Origin of the sequence: Streptococcus sanguinis (assembly GCF_050225395.1) — a bacterium.
In the GTDB taxonomy this organism is placed as follows: domain Bacteria; phylum Bacillota; class Bacilli; order Lactobacillales; family Streptococcaceae; genus Streptococcus.
The window spans coordinates 1370282-1387219 of sequence record NZ_CP071431.1 but is presented as its reverse complement, the minus strand read 5'-3'; the positions used below and the strand labels follow the sequence as shown (position 1 = coordinate 1387219).

Here is a 16938-nt window from a genome sequence, read left to right as displayed (position 1 = left end):
TTGATGAAAGAACTATGGCTGGAAAAAGAGCCTTCGGCCGTCTATGGCGGTAAAATCAATCAGTTAATCAACCTCTGTCAGCTGGGGCTTTCGGTTCCTAAGGGTTTGATTTTGCCTGCGGACCAAGTAATGGCTTGGCTAAGAGCAGCTCTGCTAGAATACTCAGAGCAGGGACTTAAAGAGTTAATTCATTTGGGCAAGGAGGAAATTGCGGAGCGTTTGCAGCAATATCCTTTGGAGTCAGCTTGGCTACAGGAGTTAGCAGCTTTTTGTCAGGAAAATCAGGCTTATATCGTTCGCAGCAGTGCCCTTTTAGAAGACGGACAGGCCATGTCATTTGCCGGTCAATATGACTCGATTGGCAACTGCCGGACACTGTCAGAAATTGAGCAGGGCATTCGTTCTTGTCTGCTTTCTCTTTTCAACCCAGAGGCGCTAGTCTATTGGCAACGACAAGGCTTGGCAGAGCAGGATTTTGCTATGGCGGTGCTGATTCAGGAGCAGATAGAGCCTGACTTCAGCGGTGTCTGCTTTTCCCTAGACGTGGCGACCAATCAGGACCAGACCATGCTGTTGGAGTATGTAAAAGGCTCAGCTGAGAGTTTGGTTAGTGGTCAAGTCAATCCTAAGCAGCTGAATATTCCTTGGTACAAGCCGGACTGGAGCCTGTTTGAAAAAGTTGAAATGCCTCTGGAAGTCTTGCAGAAGCTGCATGCGCAGGTTTTGGAGATTGTGGCGTATTTTGGTCGACCGATGGATATTGAGTGGTGTGCTGTCCAAGAGCAAGTCTATGTGCTGCAGGCTAGGCCTATCACAACAGTACCAACTAAAATCGACAGTGGTCGCTGGACGACGGCGAATTTTCGGGATGGAGGCGTGGCGGCTCAGCCCTGTCCCAACCTGATGTGGAGCCTTTACCGCCATTCTTGGCAAGAGGCCCTTTCTAGCTTTTTGCTGGCAATTGGCCTAGAGTCTGAAGGTGTGATGCCTCCACTGATGCGTCTCCATTATGCTCGGCCTTTCTGGAACTTAGGCGTAGTCAAGCAAGGTATGGAGCAGATTCCGGGCTATATTGAGCGAGACTTTGATGATGAGCTGGGAGTCAATAAAGACTACCAAGGTCAAGGTTTTACCAGCAAATTAAGTCCAGCCTTGCTCTTGAATTTCCTGCGGGTAGCCTTGAAAACGCAAAAAGTAACTAAGACTTTTCTGCATCAGGCGCCAGACAAGCTGCAAGAGCTGCGTCAGCAATTTACCCGCCTGAATCAAGAAATCCAAGAACTGAACGACCAAAGCCCGATCCAGCAAGTCGAGAGTCTTTGGCAGTTAGTGCTAAATCAGGCTTATTTAGACAGTGAGGGAACGTATTTTTGGCAGGCCTACATTAATACGGTCCAGCTGTCTATGAAAAAGACCAGTCTGCTCAAATGGCTGACGGTCGATGAATTTTTCCAACTGATTGCTAAGTTGGGAAATGTTTCGCATACCAAGCCTTTGGGTAGGATGCTGGAAGTTGCGGATCTTGTTTTGGCAGACGAGAAACTGACAGACGATTGGTTGAAGCTATCGGTGGAAGAATTGCAGGAACTGACTGCACAATATCCTGAGCGAACGGATTTCATCAAGGTTCAGGATTTCCAAAAAGATTTTGGCTATCACTCGGCACGAGAGCTGGACTTACGAGTAGCTAGTTATGAAGAAGATGCTTATCAGGTCCTGACAGCTGTCCAGCAGTTGGTTGCTGATTCAGCGTATTACCAAGCGGCCAAAGCTTCGCTCAGTCCTGTCTCAGAGTCTGAGCTGGATCTGGCTCATCTATCTCGATCCAAGCAGAAAAAAATTGAAAAAATCAGTCAAGACCTGAGGAACTTGCTCTGGTGGCGAGAGGAGTTCAAGGATATTTCCACGCGCTATTACCACCTCATTCGTCAGATTAGCCTAAAACTCGGCCGAGACTATGAAAAGCGAGGCTTTCTTAAAAATGAACAAGATATTTTTTACATTAAGAAAGAAAGCCTGTCTGCCTTTATGGAAGGGCAAAAAACTGCAGACCAGCTTCAAGAAGAAGCAGCTGATAATCGGCATTATTGCCAGGCCTATCGAAATTTTGAGCCAGTGGGGGATTTGACCGACAAAGAGATGAGCTTGGAAGAAGTGGCCCATGAGAGTCAGGCCCTGCTGACGGGAATGCCAGCCAGCAGCGGTCAGGTAACCGGTCGGGTTCGAGTTCTCTTGGATTTAGCGGATATTGAGACGATTGAGCCAGGAGAAATCCTTGTCACTCGCTATACAGATACGGGCTGGAGCTATGTTTTCGGTATTCTAGGCGGTCTGGTGACAGAGTATGGCGGGGTTCTCTGCCATGCCTCCATTGTCGCTCGGGAATGCGGGATTCCAGCTCTGGTCTGCGCCAAAAATGCAACTCAGCTACTAGAAACTGGCATGCTGGTTACTTTAGATGGAAGAAGAGGAGAAATAAGAATTCATGAAGAAGAATGAACCTTTGTTTATTGGTGAATACGACAAATCTGTTATCCTGACCTATATGGGCGCCACTTTTGCACTGTTGGCAGTCTATGCCATCATTCAGTCCCAGCTGCGGCTGGCCATGATGGCCTTTATCGTTAGCGGTATCTGCGACCTTTTTGATGGTGTGGTGGCGCGACGGATGAAGCGGACTGAAAGTCAGAAGCGCTTCGGCATTGAGATTGATTCGCTCTGCGACATGATTAGTTTTGCGGCTCTCCCGGCTGTGCTCCTTATGACTCAGCTGCCCTTAGGAGCGGCCAATATCATCTGGGTTGTCCTCTATGTATTAGCTGCTGTCACGCGCTTGGCGCATTTTAACCGCTTGGCCAAGCATGATGAAGGATCGGACTCATATTTTATCGGCTTGCCCGTTACTTACAGTGCCCTCTTTTTCCCTCTGACCTATCTGGTCTGTCAATGGCTGGCGCCTGGTTTCTTTGCTTGGGTGTGGCTGGGCTTGTCTCTTTTGCTGACCTTTCTATTTGTCTACAACTGCCGTATTCCCAAGCCAAATAAGCTGGCCTATCTGGTCTTTGCGATTCTAGCTGTTGCAAGTCTGATTGGTCTGGGGGTTCTCCCGCATGGTTAAGGTATATCAGAGAAGGACTGGCCAAGTAGTTGAACCGACAGAATACAAGGCGGGTCTGCTAGAAAAGCTTTATGGTACTGCTTGGGGGCGCTTCCTATTGCCTATTTTGACCCGACCTAGCCTGTCTTATCTTCTGACTTTGAAAGACTACACTCCTTGTTCTCGCAAGAAAATAGCAGATTTTGTGAAAAATTATCAGCTGGATCTAGCTGACTATGAAGATGGCCCCTATTCTAGCTTCGCGGCTTTCTTCAAGCGAAAAATCAAACCTGATTTGCGTCCAGTCTGCCCTGATAGTCAAGTACTGGCAGTGGCGGATTCCAAGCTAGAGGCTTTTACCATCAGTCAGGACTTGCAGCTGACAATTAAAGGGCAGACATACAGGCTAGCTGACTTACTGCTGGATGAAGAGTTGGCTCAGATGTTCAGTGGCGGAACAGCGTTGGTTTATCGTTTGGGAGTAGAAGACCTGCACCGCTATTTGGCGGCTGAATCCGGCAACATTACCCAAAGTCGAAAAATTAAGGGACGCCTGCATACGGTCAGGCAGGTAGCCCAGAAGCGGCGCTTGATTTACAAGGAAAATAAAAGAGAATACTGCCTTTTAGATACCGACCTAGGACCTGTCCTGCAGATGGAGGTAGGGGCTCTCTTGGTCGGAAGAATATACAATCACAGTCGGGACCATTTGGTCAGGGGACAGGAGAAGGGTTGCTTTGGTCTGGGCGGCTCAACCATTCTTGTCCTCTATCCGGCTTGCACGATTTGCTTAGATCAGGATATCCTGACTTACTCAGACCTCGGAATAGAAACCCAGATTCAAATGGGTGAAAAGATTGGAGAAAAGCTATGTTTAAACGATTAGCTGTTTATTATAAGGAAATGTTCCCTTTGCTGCCGCGCTTTTTTGTGGCTGCCATCATGTTTTTTGAGATTTATTTTGTCCTCTTGCTCAATGACGGAGTGACTACCTTTCATTTTGACCATCAGGAGTTGATTGGGATTTTTACCATTTTTGTCTTTCTGATGATTCTGCGGATTGCGGATGATTTCAAGGACTATGAGACCGATAGGCGGCTCTTTCCTCATCGGGCTCTGCCATCTGGACGAGTGAAAAAGAAAGACCTGGCTATTGCCCTCAGCTTTATCGTAGCTGTATCTGTACTTCTCAATATCCTCTTTATGAACAATATCGGCTGGTTCCTTTTTCTCTATATTTACGGAACTCTTATGTCCTTTTGGTTCTTCAAGCGTGACAAGATTCAAAATTCTCTGCCACTGGCTCTAGTAACCCATAATCCGGTCATGATGATTTTGAATCTCTATACTATCTCCTTCGTCTGCTACAAGTACAATCTGCCCCTCTTGTCCCTACCAACCGTCTTGCTGGCCTTTACCATGTATTTCCCAAGTCTGATCTGGGAAGTCTGCCGCAAGATTCGGGCACCAAAAGACGAGACAGAGTATGTGACTTATTCTATGCTTTTTGGCTACAAAAAAGCCACTCGCTTTATTGAGGTCGTGACGCTGCTGGATATCTTGACCAATTTCGCTCTCCTCTGGAATATTTCCCGTGTTGGAGTGGTGGTCTTAGTGCTGAATGTTATCTGGATGACCGTCCAGTTTGAGCAGTTTATCAAGGATCCGACTCGCTTTAATATCCGGGAACGGGTGGAGCGCTATACTTATATCACGGAGACGACCATGGTTCTGTCCGTTGCTGTTTATCTCTTGATGGGGGTATTTTGATGAAAAGAATCAAGCAGACAGGGCTTGACCAGGTCGGAGGCAAGGCCTATCATTTGCTGAAAATGCAGGCTGCTGGTTTGCCAGTTCCTGATTTTGCAGTGTTTGCTTTTGAATTTTTTCAAGAATCTGCCAGCTCTGCTGACTTGGAGCGGATGGAAGCATCCTATCGGTCTGGGGAGTTGGACTTGTCCCAACTCAGTCAGCAACTGCAGGACTGGGCCGGAGAGCAGTTAAGTCAAGAAGATTTGACAGCGGCAGAAAACTGGATTCAGCAGGAATTTGCTCAGACAGACTGTCGCTTTGCAGTCCGCTCATCTGCAACCATTGAGGATGGCAAGGCTTCCTCATTTGCCGGTCAGTTTGAGAGCCAGCTCAATGTGAAGCCAGAGGGGCTTAAAGAAGCTATTCAAGCGACCTTACTCTCTCTTTATCAGGAGTCGGCTCTTAGTTATCTGTTTGAGCAAGGGCTATCTTTGAAGCAAGCGCAGATGATTTGCCTTGTTCAGGTTATGCAGGAGGGAGACTTGTCTGGGATTTACTTCACAGCTAATCCCAAGGGCATTCTGAACGAGCACATTATTGTCATCGGTCGGGGCTTGGGTAATAAGGTTGTCGAGGATAAGATTCCTACAACAATGGTGACCCTCCATCCCAAGGACCAGCTCTTTTATACAGAGCAGACGGAGGACTCACCAGACGTATCACAGGAACAACTTGAGGAGCTACAATCTTTAGCTAGTCAGGTGAGTCAGCTTTTCGGACCTTACATGGATATGGAGTTTACCTTCGCAAATGGCCAGCTCTATCTCTTGCAGGCACGACCTATTACCACCTTGCCAGAGGGAGAGCAGATTATTCTGGATAACAGCAACATTGTCGAGAGTTATCCGGGCGTTTCCAGTCCTCTGACCATTAGCTTTATTCAGGAGGCTTATGCCAGCATTTTCCGAAGTCTGGCTCAACGCTTGGTTGGTAAGGATGCCCCTGAGTTGGCTGCCTATGAAGCTACCTTTCAAAATATGCTGCAGCCGGTCAATAGCCGAGTCTATTACCAGATTCAGAGCTGGTATCAGCTCTTGCAGCTTCTGCCTTTTTCTAAGAAAATCATCCCTATCTGGCAGGATATGCTGGGAGTGCGAGAGACAGAGGTGCCTCAGATGCCGGTGCACCTGTCTGCTTTCAAACGGCTGCAAATCATGCTTCGTATCATCCGAGAGTTCTGGACAGCACCCAAGCAAATGCGGCAATTGGAAGAACAGTTTGCCCAGATTCAGCTAGAATATGAAGCGAGCTTTTCTCCCGACGCAGATGCAGAGACCTTGATTGCCTTGGTCAGCAAGCTAAAAGAGGATATTCTGGCTCACTGGGACATTACGCTGGTCAATGACCTCTATGCTTTTGTTTATACTGGACTCCTGAAGAAGTCGCGTCGTGGCGGGGCTGTTCAGGCTGAGATTGCAGGAATTGAGCAGATTGAAAGTATGCGGCCGGCTTTGGCTCTGCAGGCTTTAACAGCTCAGCTGAAAGCAGAAGAAAATGCAGAGATTAGACAGGCCATGGCAAGTGAAAGTCCAGCAGTCTTTCTAAATCGCCAGCACCCTTTGGTCAAAGAAATAGTCCATTTTATCCATGAATTTGGCGATCGGGCTCCGGAAGAGTTGAAGTTAGAAGCCCCAACCTTCCGAACGCACCCAGAGCGTCTGCTCAAGCTCCTGCTGCTAATGTGCCAGCAAGAGGAGAAGAAGTTGGCCCCTCAGAAACTTGAAGAAGAAGTGCAAAAATCAGGCTGGTGGACTAATTTTCTTCGCAAGCGAGCCATGACTGGTGTTAAATATCGGGAAAGTTCCCGCTTAAACCGCACACGGATCTATGGCATGATGCGGCAGATTTTCCGAACGTTGGGGCAGCAATTAGCCGAGCAAGGGCTGCTGGCTACGCCTGACGATGTTTTTTACCTGACAAAGGAAGAGTTGTTTGAGCTGAGCAGAAAGCCCAGAGATGTTAGCGGCTTGATATCCGAGCGTCGTGAGAAGTTGGATGCGGATAAAGAACTACCAACCTTTAGTCGCTATGTTTTTGCTGGGCAGGTCTTTGAGAAATACCTGAAATCGCAAAACCGTACCAGCAGTCATAATACGGGCAATCAAGCCTTACAAGGGATTGGCTGTTCACCTGGCTGCGTTAAGGCTCAGGTTTTGGTCGTGGCAGATGTGCAGGAGATTGAGTCTGCTAAGGACCGGATTATCGTGACCAAGATGACAGATCCGGGCTGGGTTTATCTTCTTACCCAAGCCAAGGGTGTCATTGCCGAACAGGGGTCTTTGCTCTCGCACACGGCCATTATTTCCCGCGAGTTAGGTATTCCTTCCATTGTCAATGTCAGAGGTGCTTGCAGCCAGCTGCAAAACGGTGATTGGATTGAGATGGATGGCCTTACTGGCAAGATTCGACTAATCAAGGAGGAAGACCATGCTGGAAATTAAACCAGTCAAACCCAATACTGCAGAGCTGGCCGATTTTCTAGCCCTTCCCAAGAAGATTTACCAGCCAGCTCACCTCATGCAGTCGAAAGAGGAAGAACTAGCTTTGATTGAAGGCAGTCACCCGCTGAGTTCTGACTTAGAAACCTATGCTTTTATTGGCTATGTGGACAGTCGGCCTTGTATTCGAGGGCTTCTGACCTTCTATCCAGATGATGAGGCTGCTTACTTGGGATTTTTCGAGTCGATCAATGATCAACAGATTGCATCTGCTTTTATCGACCATTTAGCAGGTTTTGCTCGCAGTCTCGGAGCGATTAAGATAATCGGTCCCGTACAGGCAAGTTTTTGGCTGGGTTATCGAATGCAGCTGACTGGAACAGAGGAGCTCCCTTTTACTGGGGAACCTCATAATCCAGACTATTATCCTGAGTTATGGAAGGCTGCTGGTTTTGAGCTCAAGGAGCGCTATCTATCTAATTTTTATCCCAAGGTCAGCAATCAAATTCATCAGGACAAGCTAGCTCATCGTTTTGAGTCTTTTGAAGAAGCAGGTTTTACCATTTGTTCTCCAATGAAGCAGGAGTGGGATCAAGCCTCGCTGCAGGTTTTTGAGCTTCTCAATCGCCTCTATCAAGATTTTCCGATTTATCGGTCTATTTCCAGTCAACAGTTCAGTCAGATTTTTCAGAAATACCAGTATATTCTTGATTTTTCTATGGTTAAGCTGGCCTATAAGGAGGGCAAGCTAGCTGGTTTTCTGATTGCCATGCCGGACTATGGCTCTTTGGTTTATCAAAAGCTGACTCCTCTCAACCTGGCCAAGCTTTTTTGGATCAAGCGTTTTCCAAAACGCTATATGATTATGTATCTGGGAGTAGATGAGGAATTCTTGGGATTAGGCTCTGCCTTGGCCTATCCGATTTTTAAAGAAGCGCAGAAGCGTCAAGCTTCAGCTATTGGAGCCTTGATTCATCAAAAAACCGTCACGCGTCACTATGCAGCGGAATTGCAGGGAGACAAGCATGAGTATGGCCTCTTTGAGTTAGATTTGTAACAAAATAAATCACATTTAAAAAAACAGATTTTCTAACTGAAGATTTGTTTTTTATTTTTTTAGTAAAAATGAACACTATTTTCAGGCTGTTCAAAAACATGATGATTTCAGCCTTCAAAGATATATTTTTAAGCAAAAGCATTGAATTTTTGTAGGAAATTCTGTAAAATTTTAAGAGATTATTATATGAAGAAAAGGGAATTATTATGGAAAAAAGAATCACTGGTGATACGCTCCAGCGCTATTCTTTTAGAAAGTTATCAGTAGGATTAGTTTCTGCCACTATCGGAAGCTTCTTTTTGAGTACCGCAATAGGGGGAAATATAAGCACGGTTGAGGCTGCAGAAGTCTCAGCTGGCAAAACCGTTCCAGTTCAGTATCACTACGTAGTAGAGTCTGAACTGACTGAAGCTGAGAAGAATGCTGTCGTTAAGGAGCTTCCAAAGTTTGTGGAAGAAAACTCTGATGCTTATTACCTGGTTTATCGTCCAAAGACCCAGGGGCTTTCGGCAAAAAGTTTGCCAAAGACAGGCTACTCAAGTCTGTGGGAAGCAACTTTTGCAGCTGCTGGGCTGACTTTAGCAGTCTTAGTTATTGCACGAGGTCGAAATGGCAAGCGATACCTGTCTTCTATTTTGCTAGTGACAGGTCTAGGATCTATTCTCCTAGCTCCTTCTGTATTTGCAGTGACTAATATTGAATTAGCTGCCTATAATCAAAGGCTGAATTTGGCAGTGGGAGATAAGCTGCCGGAGCCTTTAGAGATTGCTGGTTTCGAGTATGTCGGCTATCTGAAAAGCAGTGAACAGGGCAAGGAGAACGCAGCAGGAAGTCATCAGCTTCCTACGGCACAGAAGGACTTGTCAGCTGTCGAAGTCGATCAGCAGGCAGGTAAATCTGCTAGTCTTTCTGGGAATCAGGGTACTGCCAACAAGCCTTTATCTACCGAAACAGAGAAACTGACAGAGCAAGAAAAAGAGATTATTGCTGCCAAAGAGCGTGAATTTGCTCGGCTTTCTCCAGTCACTGAAGTACCAGAACTCGAATTCAAGAGCCAAGAAAGCAGCCAAACCCAAGTCCTGCCTTATCAAACAGAATACCAATATTCAAATGAACTCGCAGAGGGGCAATCTCAGGTCATTCGCACAGGTGTCACTGGTACACGTACTGTTGTCACTCGCAATTATATTGCAGGTAAAGAGATTGTAAAAAGCGAAGTGGTTTCAGACCAGGTAACTGCAGAGCCAGTTTCGGAGATTGTATTGGTTGGAACTGCTGCAGTAAAATCTGTGCCAAAAGAGGCACCAGTTCAAGAAGTCCCAGAATTGACAACTTATGGAACGACGCCCGATACAGCGCCAGTGCAAGAAGTCCCAGAGTTGACAACCTATGGCATTGCACCAGATACTGCACCTGTAAATGAAGTTCCAGAATTGACGACTTATGGAACGACACCGGATACCGCACCAGTTCAAGAAGTTTCAGAGCTCACCAGCTATGGAACTGCACCAGATACTGCACCTGTAAATGAAGTTCCAGAATTGACAACTTATGGAACGGCGCCCGATACAGCACCGATTCAAGAAGTGCCTGAACTAACAACTTATGGTACCGCACCAGATGACGCACCCGTGCATCAAGCTCCAGAATTAGAGCTGACTGCGACGGATGAAACAAGAAGAGAAAAGATAGATTTTTCCGTCGAAGAACAGTATACTGATGAGATTCCAGAAGGCAGCCGCCAAATTGTCACACCAGGAGTACAGGGCGAGCGTGCTATTACCACTCGTATCTATACCTCGAATGGCCAAGAGGTTGACCGCCAAGTTTTATCAGATGAAGAAATTCTTGCAGCAGTCACTCAGATTATTAAGGTCGGAACAAGTAAGTCAAGTCTGATTCCAGGTGAGGCACCAAAGGTAGAAAAACTACCAGAATACCCGCTAACTTACACCGATGAAACTCGCGTAGAGAAAATCGCCTTCAATATTGAAGAACAATACACAGATGAGTTACCACAGGATGCCCGCCAAATCACAACTCCGGGAGTCCAAGGTGAACGAACTATCAAGACCCGTGTTTACAGTTCTAATGGCCAAGTGGTCGACCGTCAAGAGCTGTCCAACGAGGAAACTTTAGCGCCAGTAACACAAGTTGTCAAAGTCGGAACGGCTAAGCCAACCATGGTTCCAAGTGAGGCTCCGAAAGAAGCAGCTTTGCCAGAATATCTGCTAACTTACACAGATGAAATGCGTGTTGAGAAAATTGCCTTCAATATTGAAGAACAATACACTGATGAATTGCCACAGGACGCCCGTCAAATCGCGACTCCGGGAGTTCAAGGTGAGAGAACAATCAAGACTCGCGTCTATAGTTCCAACGGTCAAGAAATTGACCGCCAAGAGTTGTCCAATGAGGAAACTCTAGCTCCGGTAACGCAAGTTGTCAAAGTTGGTACAGCTAAGCCACATATGGTTCCAAGTGAGGCTCCGAAAGAAGCAGCTTTGCCAGAGTATCCACTGACCTACATGGACGAAACCCGCGTAGAGAAAATCAACTTCACGATTCGTGAAGAAGAGACCGACGAGTTAGTTCGAGATGCTCGTCAAATCGCGACTCCGGGAGTTCAAGGTGAGAGAACAATCAAGACTCGCGTCTATAGTTCCAACGGTCAAGAAATTGACCGCCAAGAGTTGTCCAATGAGGAAACTCTAGCTCCAGTAACGCAAGTTATCAAAGTCGGAACTGCTAAGCCAACCATGGTTCCAAACGATGCACCAAAAGCAGACGCTCTTCCAGAGTACCCGCTGACTTATACGGATGAAACTCGCGTAGAGAAAATCAACTTTACCATTCGTGAAGAAGAGACGGATGAACTTGTACGAGACGCCCGTCAAATCGCAACCCCAGGTGTGCAAGGTGAGCGAACAATCAAGACTCGCATCTACAGTTCCAACGGTCAAGAAGTTGACCGTCAGGAGCTGTCTAACGAAGAAACTCTAGCTCCAGTTACTCAAGTTATCAGAATTGGCACGGCTAAGCCAGCCATGGTTCCAAACGATGCACCGAAAGCAGACACTCTTCCAGAGTACCCGTTGACTTACACGGACGAAACTCGAGTTGAGAAGATTAACTTCACCATTCGTGAAGAAGAAACGGACGAATTGGTTCGTGATGCCCGTCAAATAGCGACTCCGGGAGTTCAAGGTGAGCGAACTATCAAGACCCGTGTCTACAGTTCCAACGGTCAAGAAGTTGACCGACAAGAGTTTTCCAATGAGGAGACTCTAGCTCCAGTAACGCAAGTTGTCAAAGTCGGAACAGCTAAGCCGCATATGGTACCGAACGATGCGCCAAAAGCAGACGCATTGCCAGAGTATCCATTGACTTACACGGACGAAACCCGAGTAGAAAAAATCAACTTCACCATTCGTGAAGAAGAAACGGACGAACTTGTTCGAGATGCTCGCCAAATTGCGACTCCGGGTGTCCAAGGCGAGCGGACGATTAAGACTCGTATTTACAGCTCCAATGGTCAAGAAATTGATCGTCAAGTGCTTTCGAACGAGGAAACTCTAGCTCCAGTAACACAAATTGTTAAAGTTGGTAAAGCTAAGCCAACCATGGTACCGAACGAAGCTCCGAAAGCAGACGCCTTGCCAGAGTATCCACTGACTTATACAGATGAAACGCGTGTAGAGAAAATCAACTTCACGATTCGTGAAGAAGAGACGGACGAGCTTGTCCGAGATGCCCGTCAAATCGCGACTCCAGGAGTGCAAGGTGAACGAACCATCAAGACCCGTGTCTACAGTTCCAATGGTCAGGAAATTGATCGTCAAGAACTATCTAATGAAGAGACTCTAGCTCCAGTAACGCAAGTTGTTAAAGTTGGTACAGCTAAACCGCACATAGTACCGAACGATGCGCCAAAAGCAGAAGCTTTAGAAGAATTCGATTTAATTCCACTGCATAATCTATTAGTGGAAGCAGATCAGATTAAAGCTCAGGCACGTTATTTCAACGACAGTCAGAGCCATCAAACTAGCTATGATACTGCTTTGACAGCAGGTCAAGCGATCCTGAGTCAATCACAAGCTAGCCAAGCAGAAGTCAACCAATTGGTAGAACAAATCAAGCAAGCTAAAGCTCAGTTAAGCGGTCTTGAGGTTGTCAAAACTGCTCTTCAAAGTGAGTACGATTTAAATCAAACTGTTAAAACAAGTGCTAAATATAAGAATGCAGATTCAGATAAGCAGACAGCTTATACTGACGAATTGACCAAGGCAGAAGGAGTTCTGAGCAATCAAACTGCTACACAAGTGCAAGTTAACCAAGCTTTTTCTAGTCTGACAGCAGCCAAAGAAGCTCTAAATGGAGTGCCTAAAGTCAAGCCGACAGTTTCTATTCTAAGTTTGACAGAAAATGCAGATGACAAGTCGGTTACAGTCCAATATAGACTGGAAGACCAGACCCAGTCCTTCCGCTCAGCGACTGCTGAATTGTACCAGGGAGATCAGCTCGTCCGAACTCTTCCGATTACCAATTTCGCAGGAAGTCTGAAAATTGGCGACTTAGACTACTACACAGGCTATACCCTGAAAACCAAGCTGACTTATGAACTGGATAATGGCAGCTTCACAGACCTTGAAACCAGCAGCCGCAATTTTGAATTGGAATACAAGAAGATTGCCTTCCGAGATATTGATTCGGTCGAGTTTTACAGAAAAGAAAACGACCAGTTTAAGCGCGTCGTGTCGATGAGCTCTATGCCTACGGATCTGTCTACCTACTTTGTCAAAGTCAAATCAAGTGAATCTAAGGAAATGCTCCTGCCGGTTCACAGCATAGCGGAAAGCCATAAGGATGGCAGGGATGTCTATAAGGTAACAGTCTCTCTGCCTGAGCTGGTTCAAGAAGGTGAGACAGGCTATAAGTCTGGCTATGACTTCTATATCAGCAAGGCAGTTGCTCCTAGTCAGCAAAATGTCTACACCAGCTTTGCTAGTTTGGTAGACGCTATGAAGCAAAATATGGCTGGCAACTATGTTCTGGGAGCAGATTTGGATGCTAGCGAGGTCAGTCTGGCTCCTGCGGATTATGTCTACCTCAAAGGGAACTTCACAGGCAGCCTGACTGGTAGTCATAATGGCAAGCAGTACGCTATTTATAATCTAGCCAAGCCTTTATTTGAAAACCTCAAGAGTGGTTCCTCTATTTCCAATCTGGACCTGAAAGAGGTCAATATTGTAGGTACTTATGACTCAGCTGCCCTGGCCCGCAATGCAGAAGGGGCTCGAATCACAGACGTTTCAGTCCAAGGTAGAGTAGAAGTAAAAGAAAATGCTTCACAAGTGGCAGGTTTAGTCGTTGTTGCTAATGATACTCAAATCACTAACAGCTCCTTTACTGGAACTATCGTGTCCAATGATAAACAGGGCAAGGAATACAATGTCGGTGGTTTGGTTGCCAATCTTAAGGGAGGAAACTCCTTGATTAGCCAAAGCAGGGCAGATGTGACCATTCTAGCAGGCGCTAGAGCCAACAACCAACGCTTCGGCGGCCTGGTTGGCCGTTTGGAAAACAATGCTCGCATCAGCCGTTCTTATGTAACTGGAAAGATTCAAAACTCTACTAAGAATGGTCAGATTGGTGGTGTGGTTGGCTCCAATTACTTCAATGGTTTAATTGATAATGTCATCAGCAACATCAGCGGTACAAATGTTTACAGTATTTCTGGTGATCAGGGATATGAAAACAACCGTATCACAGAAGCATATGCCGTTGAAGGAAATAAAACACTGGAAAATGATAAGTTTGTCACTTCAACACTGACTCTGGACCAGGCAGAAGAGAAACTGGCTAGCTTAGATATTACAACCACGCTAGAAGACACGAATCTCAATCTTTATTCTGTCAACTATGCCCAAGAAAAGAATGCCCGAGAAGACCGTCTGATAGCTTATGCAAACATGGAAAAACTCCTGCCATTCTACAATAAGGAGACCATCGTTGCTTATGGAAATAAACTTCCAGATAATCACAAGCTCAATACAGAGTACTTGCTGGATGTTGTTCCAATGAAGGGTGACCAGATTATCACTGATATCAATAGCAACAAGACCGGAATTAACCGTCTGATGCTGCACTTTGAGGATAATACGGTTGACTACTTGGATCTGACCTATAAGGGAGATTTCAAATATAAGGCAATTGCAGAGTACAGTGTAAATGGCTTAGACCTCCTTTATACACCAGAAGCCTTCCTATCAGACTATAGCAGAGTTCTCAATCAAGTGCTGCCGGAGTTGAACAAGGTTGTCCTTGACTCACCGGCTATGCGAACTGTTTTAGGTGTGAATGCTGACACTTCTCTGGATGATCTCTATCTGGATACTGCCTTTGACCAAGTCAAGACTAATCTGTCAGAAGAGTTACGCAAGGTACTGGCTATGGACAAGTCTATCAATACGGAAGGCAATGTTGTAGCAGACTATATAGCTCAGCAAATTAAAGACAATAAAGAAGCCTTCTTACTTGGTCTGACCTATCTCAACCGTTGGTATAATATCAACTATGACAATATCAATGTCAAGGATTTGTCGGCCTATAAGTTTGACTTCTTTGGAAATCATAATGCTTCAACCTTAGATACCATCATTTCACTTGGTAAGTCAGGCATGAACAATCTTAAAGCTAAGAACAACTATATGGCTTATGATGCCTCACTTTCTGAAGCGACTGGTAAACGAGGACTCTTCAACTATCTGGAAGGCTATCGTCAGCTCTTCCTGCCGGACAAGACCAATAATGAATGGCTCAAGACCAATACAAAAGCCTACATCGTTGAGGCTAAGTCGGATATAGCAGAAGCGAGACAGCTTCAGGATGCAGCCGAAGACAAGAGTAAGTATTCTGTCGGCGTTTACGACAAGATTACTGCTGATAACTGGGAACACAAGGGCATGCTTCTGCCGCTCTTGACCATGACTGAGAAGGGTGTCTATGCTATCTCCAATATGTCTACCATCTCCATGGGGGCTTATGACCGTTATCGACTTGATGCCAATGGCAGGGTGCGGACAGATGCAGAGCTAGCGGAATTTGTCGAAGACCGAGTGAGAAAAACAGCTGAATACCAGCGCGATCACTATGACTTCTGGTATAAGATTCTTAGCGATGAAAGCAAGGACAAGCTCTTCCGTTCTGTTCTGGTTTACGATGGATTCTCATTGGTTGACAAGACTGGTCAAAAATATTGGGCTCCAGCTAATGACAAAAAATCACTGGCTATGCAGGAGTTCTTTGGACCAGCCGGCAAGTGGTATCCAAGCAAGGGCTACAATGCCTATGCTACAGGAAGTGTAACTCACTTTGATGCAGCTAAATTGTTAGAAGACTATGGTAACTCTGTCTACACGCATGAAATGACCCATAACTCTGACGGTGGCATTTACTTTGAGGGCAATGGCCGCCGCGAAGGTCTGGGAGCTGAGCTTTATGCTCGCGGTCTCTTGCAGTCCACTCCAAGTGCAGATGAGGCAACCATTACACTCAATACCCTCTTCAAGGTGGACAAGGATTCTAAGACGCGTCTACACACATATAACTTCAAGGAACGCGTTCAAAATGCAGAAGACCTGCAGCACTATGTCCATGGTATGTTTGACATGATCTACACCCTAGATTACCTAGAAGGTACTTCCATGCTGAAGCAGAGCGATGACGCTAAGCTCCAGTGGTTCAGGAAGATGGAGAATTACTATGTTACAGATAAGTATGGTAAGGAGACCCATGCTGGAAACCAGACGCGAAGCTTTACTGCTGAAGAAATCAAGCAGCTGAAGACCTTTAACTCCCTGATTGAAAATGATGTTATCACTCGTCGGGAGAACAAGGATAGTGGGAAATACGGCCGAAATGGTTATCTCAGTCTCAGCCTCTTCTCACCAATTTACTCAGCCTTGAGCAATCCAAATGGAGCTCCGGGCGATGTTATGTTCCGCCGCACAGCCTATGAGTTACTAGCAGCCAAGGGTTACCATGAAGGATTTATCCCTTATGTTTCTGGTAAGTACTCTAAGGAAGCCTTTGATGAAGGTAAGAAAACGTGGGATGGATGGTCCGGAAGAGATGTTGGTCTCGTGACTGACCAGAAAGTCTTGGAAAATGTATTCAAGGGTGAATATGACTCCTGGGTAGCCTTCAAGAAGGCTATGTATAAGGAGCGGATTGATCAGCTGACCAAGCTCAAGCCAATCACCATTGAGTACGAACTCAGAAATCCAAACAGTACTAAGAAAGTAACCATTCGCTCTTATGCGGACATGCAAAGGCTGATGGACGCAGCAGTAGCAGAGGATGTGAGCAACATTGCCAATGCTACAAGCCGTGTCGATGCCAGCTGGGTCAACCTGCTTAAGAAGAAGATTTACAATGCTTATCTTCGTGAAACAGACGACTTCAGACAGTCAATCTTTAATAAGTGAGCAATAAGTTGTTTTCCGTATATGTTTAAAAATGCCTTGACTGTA

7 protein-coding genes are annotated in these 16938 nt (G+C 46.0%); all 7 read left to right on the top strand.

Annotated elements, in window-relative coordinates; genetic code table 11:
• Positions 1–3: 3 nt before the first annotated feature.
• Positions 4–2499 (top strand): PEP/pyruvate-binding domain-containing protein, encoded by a 2496-nt coding sequence (locus J1C81_RS06850; RefSeq protein WP_032909728.1) that lies wholly within the window; start codon positions 4–6, stop codon positions 2497–2499.
• The gene (locus J1C81_RS06845) at positions 2486–3118 is read left to right on the top strand and encodes a CDP-alcohol phosphatidyltransferase family protein (protein WP_002915379.1); all 633 of its coding nucleotides are present in this window, start codon (positions 2486–2488) and stop codon (positions 3116–3118) included. Before J1C81_RS06850 ends, J1C81_RS06845 begins: the two co-directional genes overlap by 14 nt.
• Positions 3111–3983 (top strand): phosphatidylserine decarboxylase, encoded by an 873-nt coding sequence (locus J1C81_RS06840; RefSeq protein ID WP_002915377.1) that lies wholly within the window; start codon positions 3111–3113, stop codon positions 3981–3983. Before J1C81_RS06845 ends, J1C81_RS06840 begins: the two co-directional genes overlap by 8 nt.
• The gene (locus J1C81_RS06835; RefSeq protein ID WP_002915376.1) at positions 3968–4867 is read left to right on the top strand and encodes a UbiA family prenyltransferase; all 900 of its coding nucleotides are present in this window, start codon (positions 3968–3970) and stop codon (positions 4865–4867) included. Before J1C81_RS06840 ends, J1C81_RS06835 begins: the two co-directional genes overlap by 16 nt.
• Positions 4867–7350 (top strand): phosphoenolpyruvate synthase, encoded by a 2484-nt coding sequence (locus tag J1C81_RS06830; protein WP_002915375.1) that lies wholly within the window; start codon positions 4867–4869, stop codon positions 7348–7350. Before J1C81_RS06835 ends, J1C81_RS06830 begins: the two co-directional genes overlap by 1 nt.
• Entirely contained in the window at positions 7337–8404 is a 1068-nt protein-coding gene (locus J1C81_RS06825; RefSeq protein WP_002915374.1) for a hypothetical protein, read from the top strand. Before J1C81_RS06830 ends, J1C81_RS06825 begins: the two co-directional genes overlap by 14 nt.
• Positions 8405–8610: 206 nt before the next feature.
• Positions 8611–16893, top strand: a complete 8283-nt coding sequence (locus J1C81_RS06820) for a ZmpA/ZmpB/ZmpC family metallo-endopeptidase (protein WP_002915372.1) — start codon at positions 8611–8613, stop codon at positions 16891–16893.
• Positions 16894–16938 lie beyond the last annotated feature (45 nt).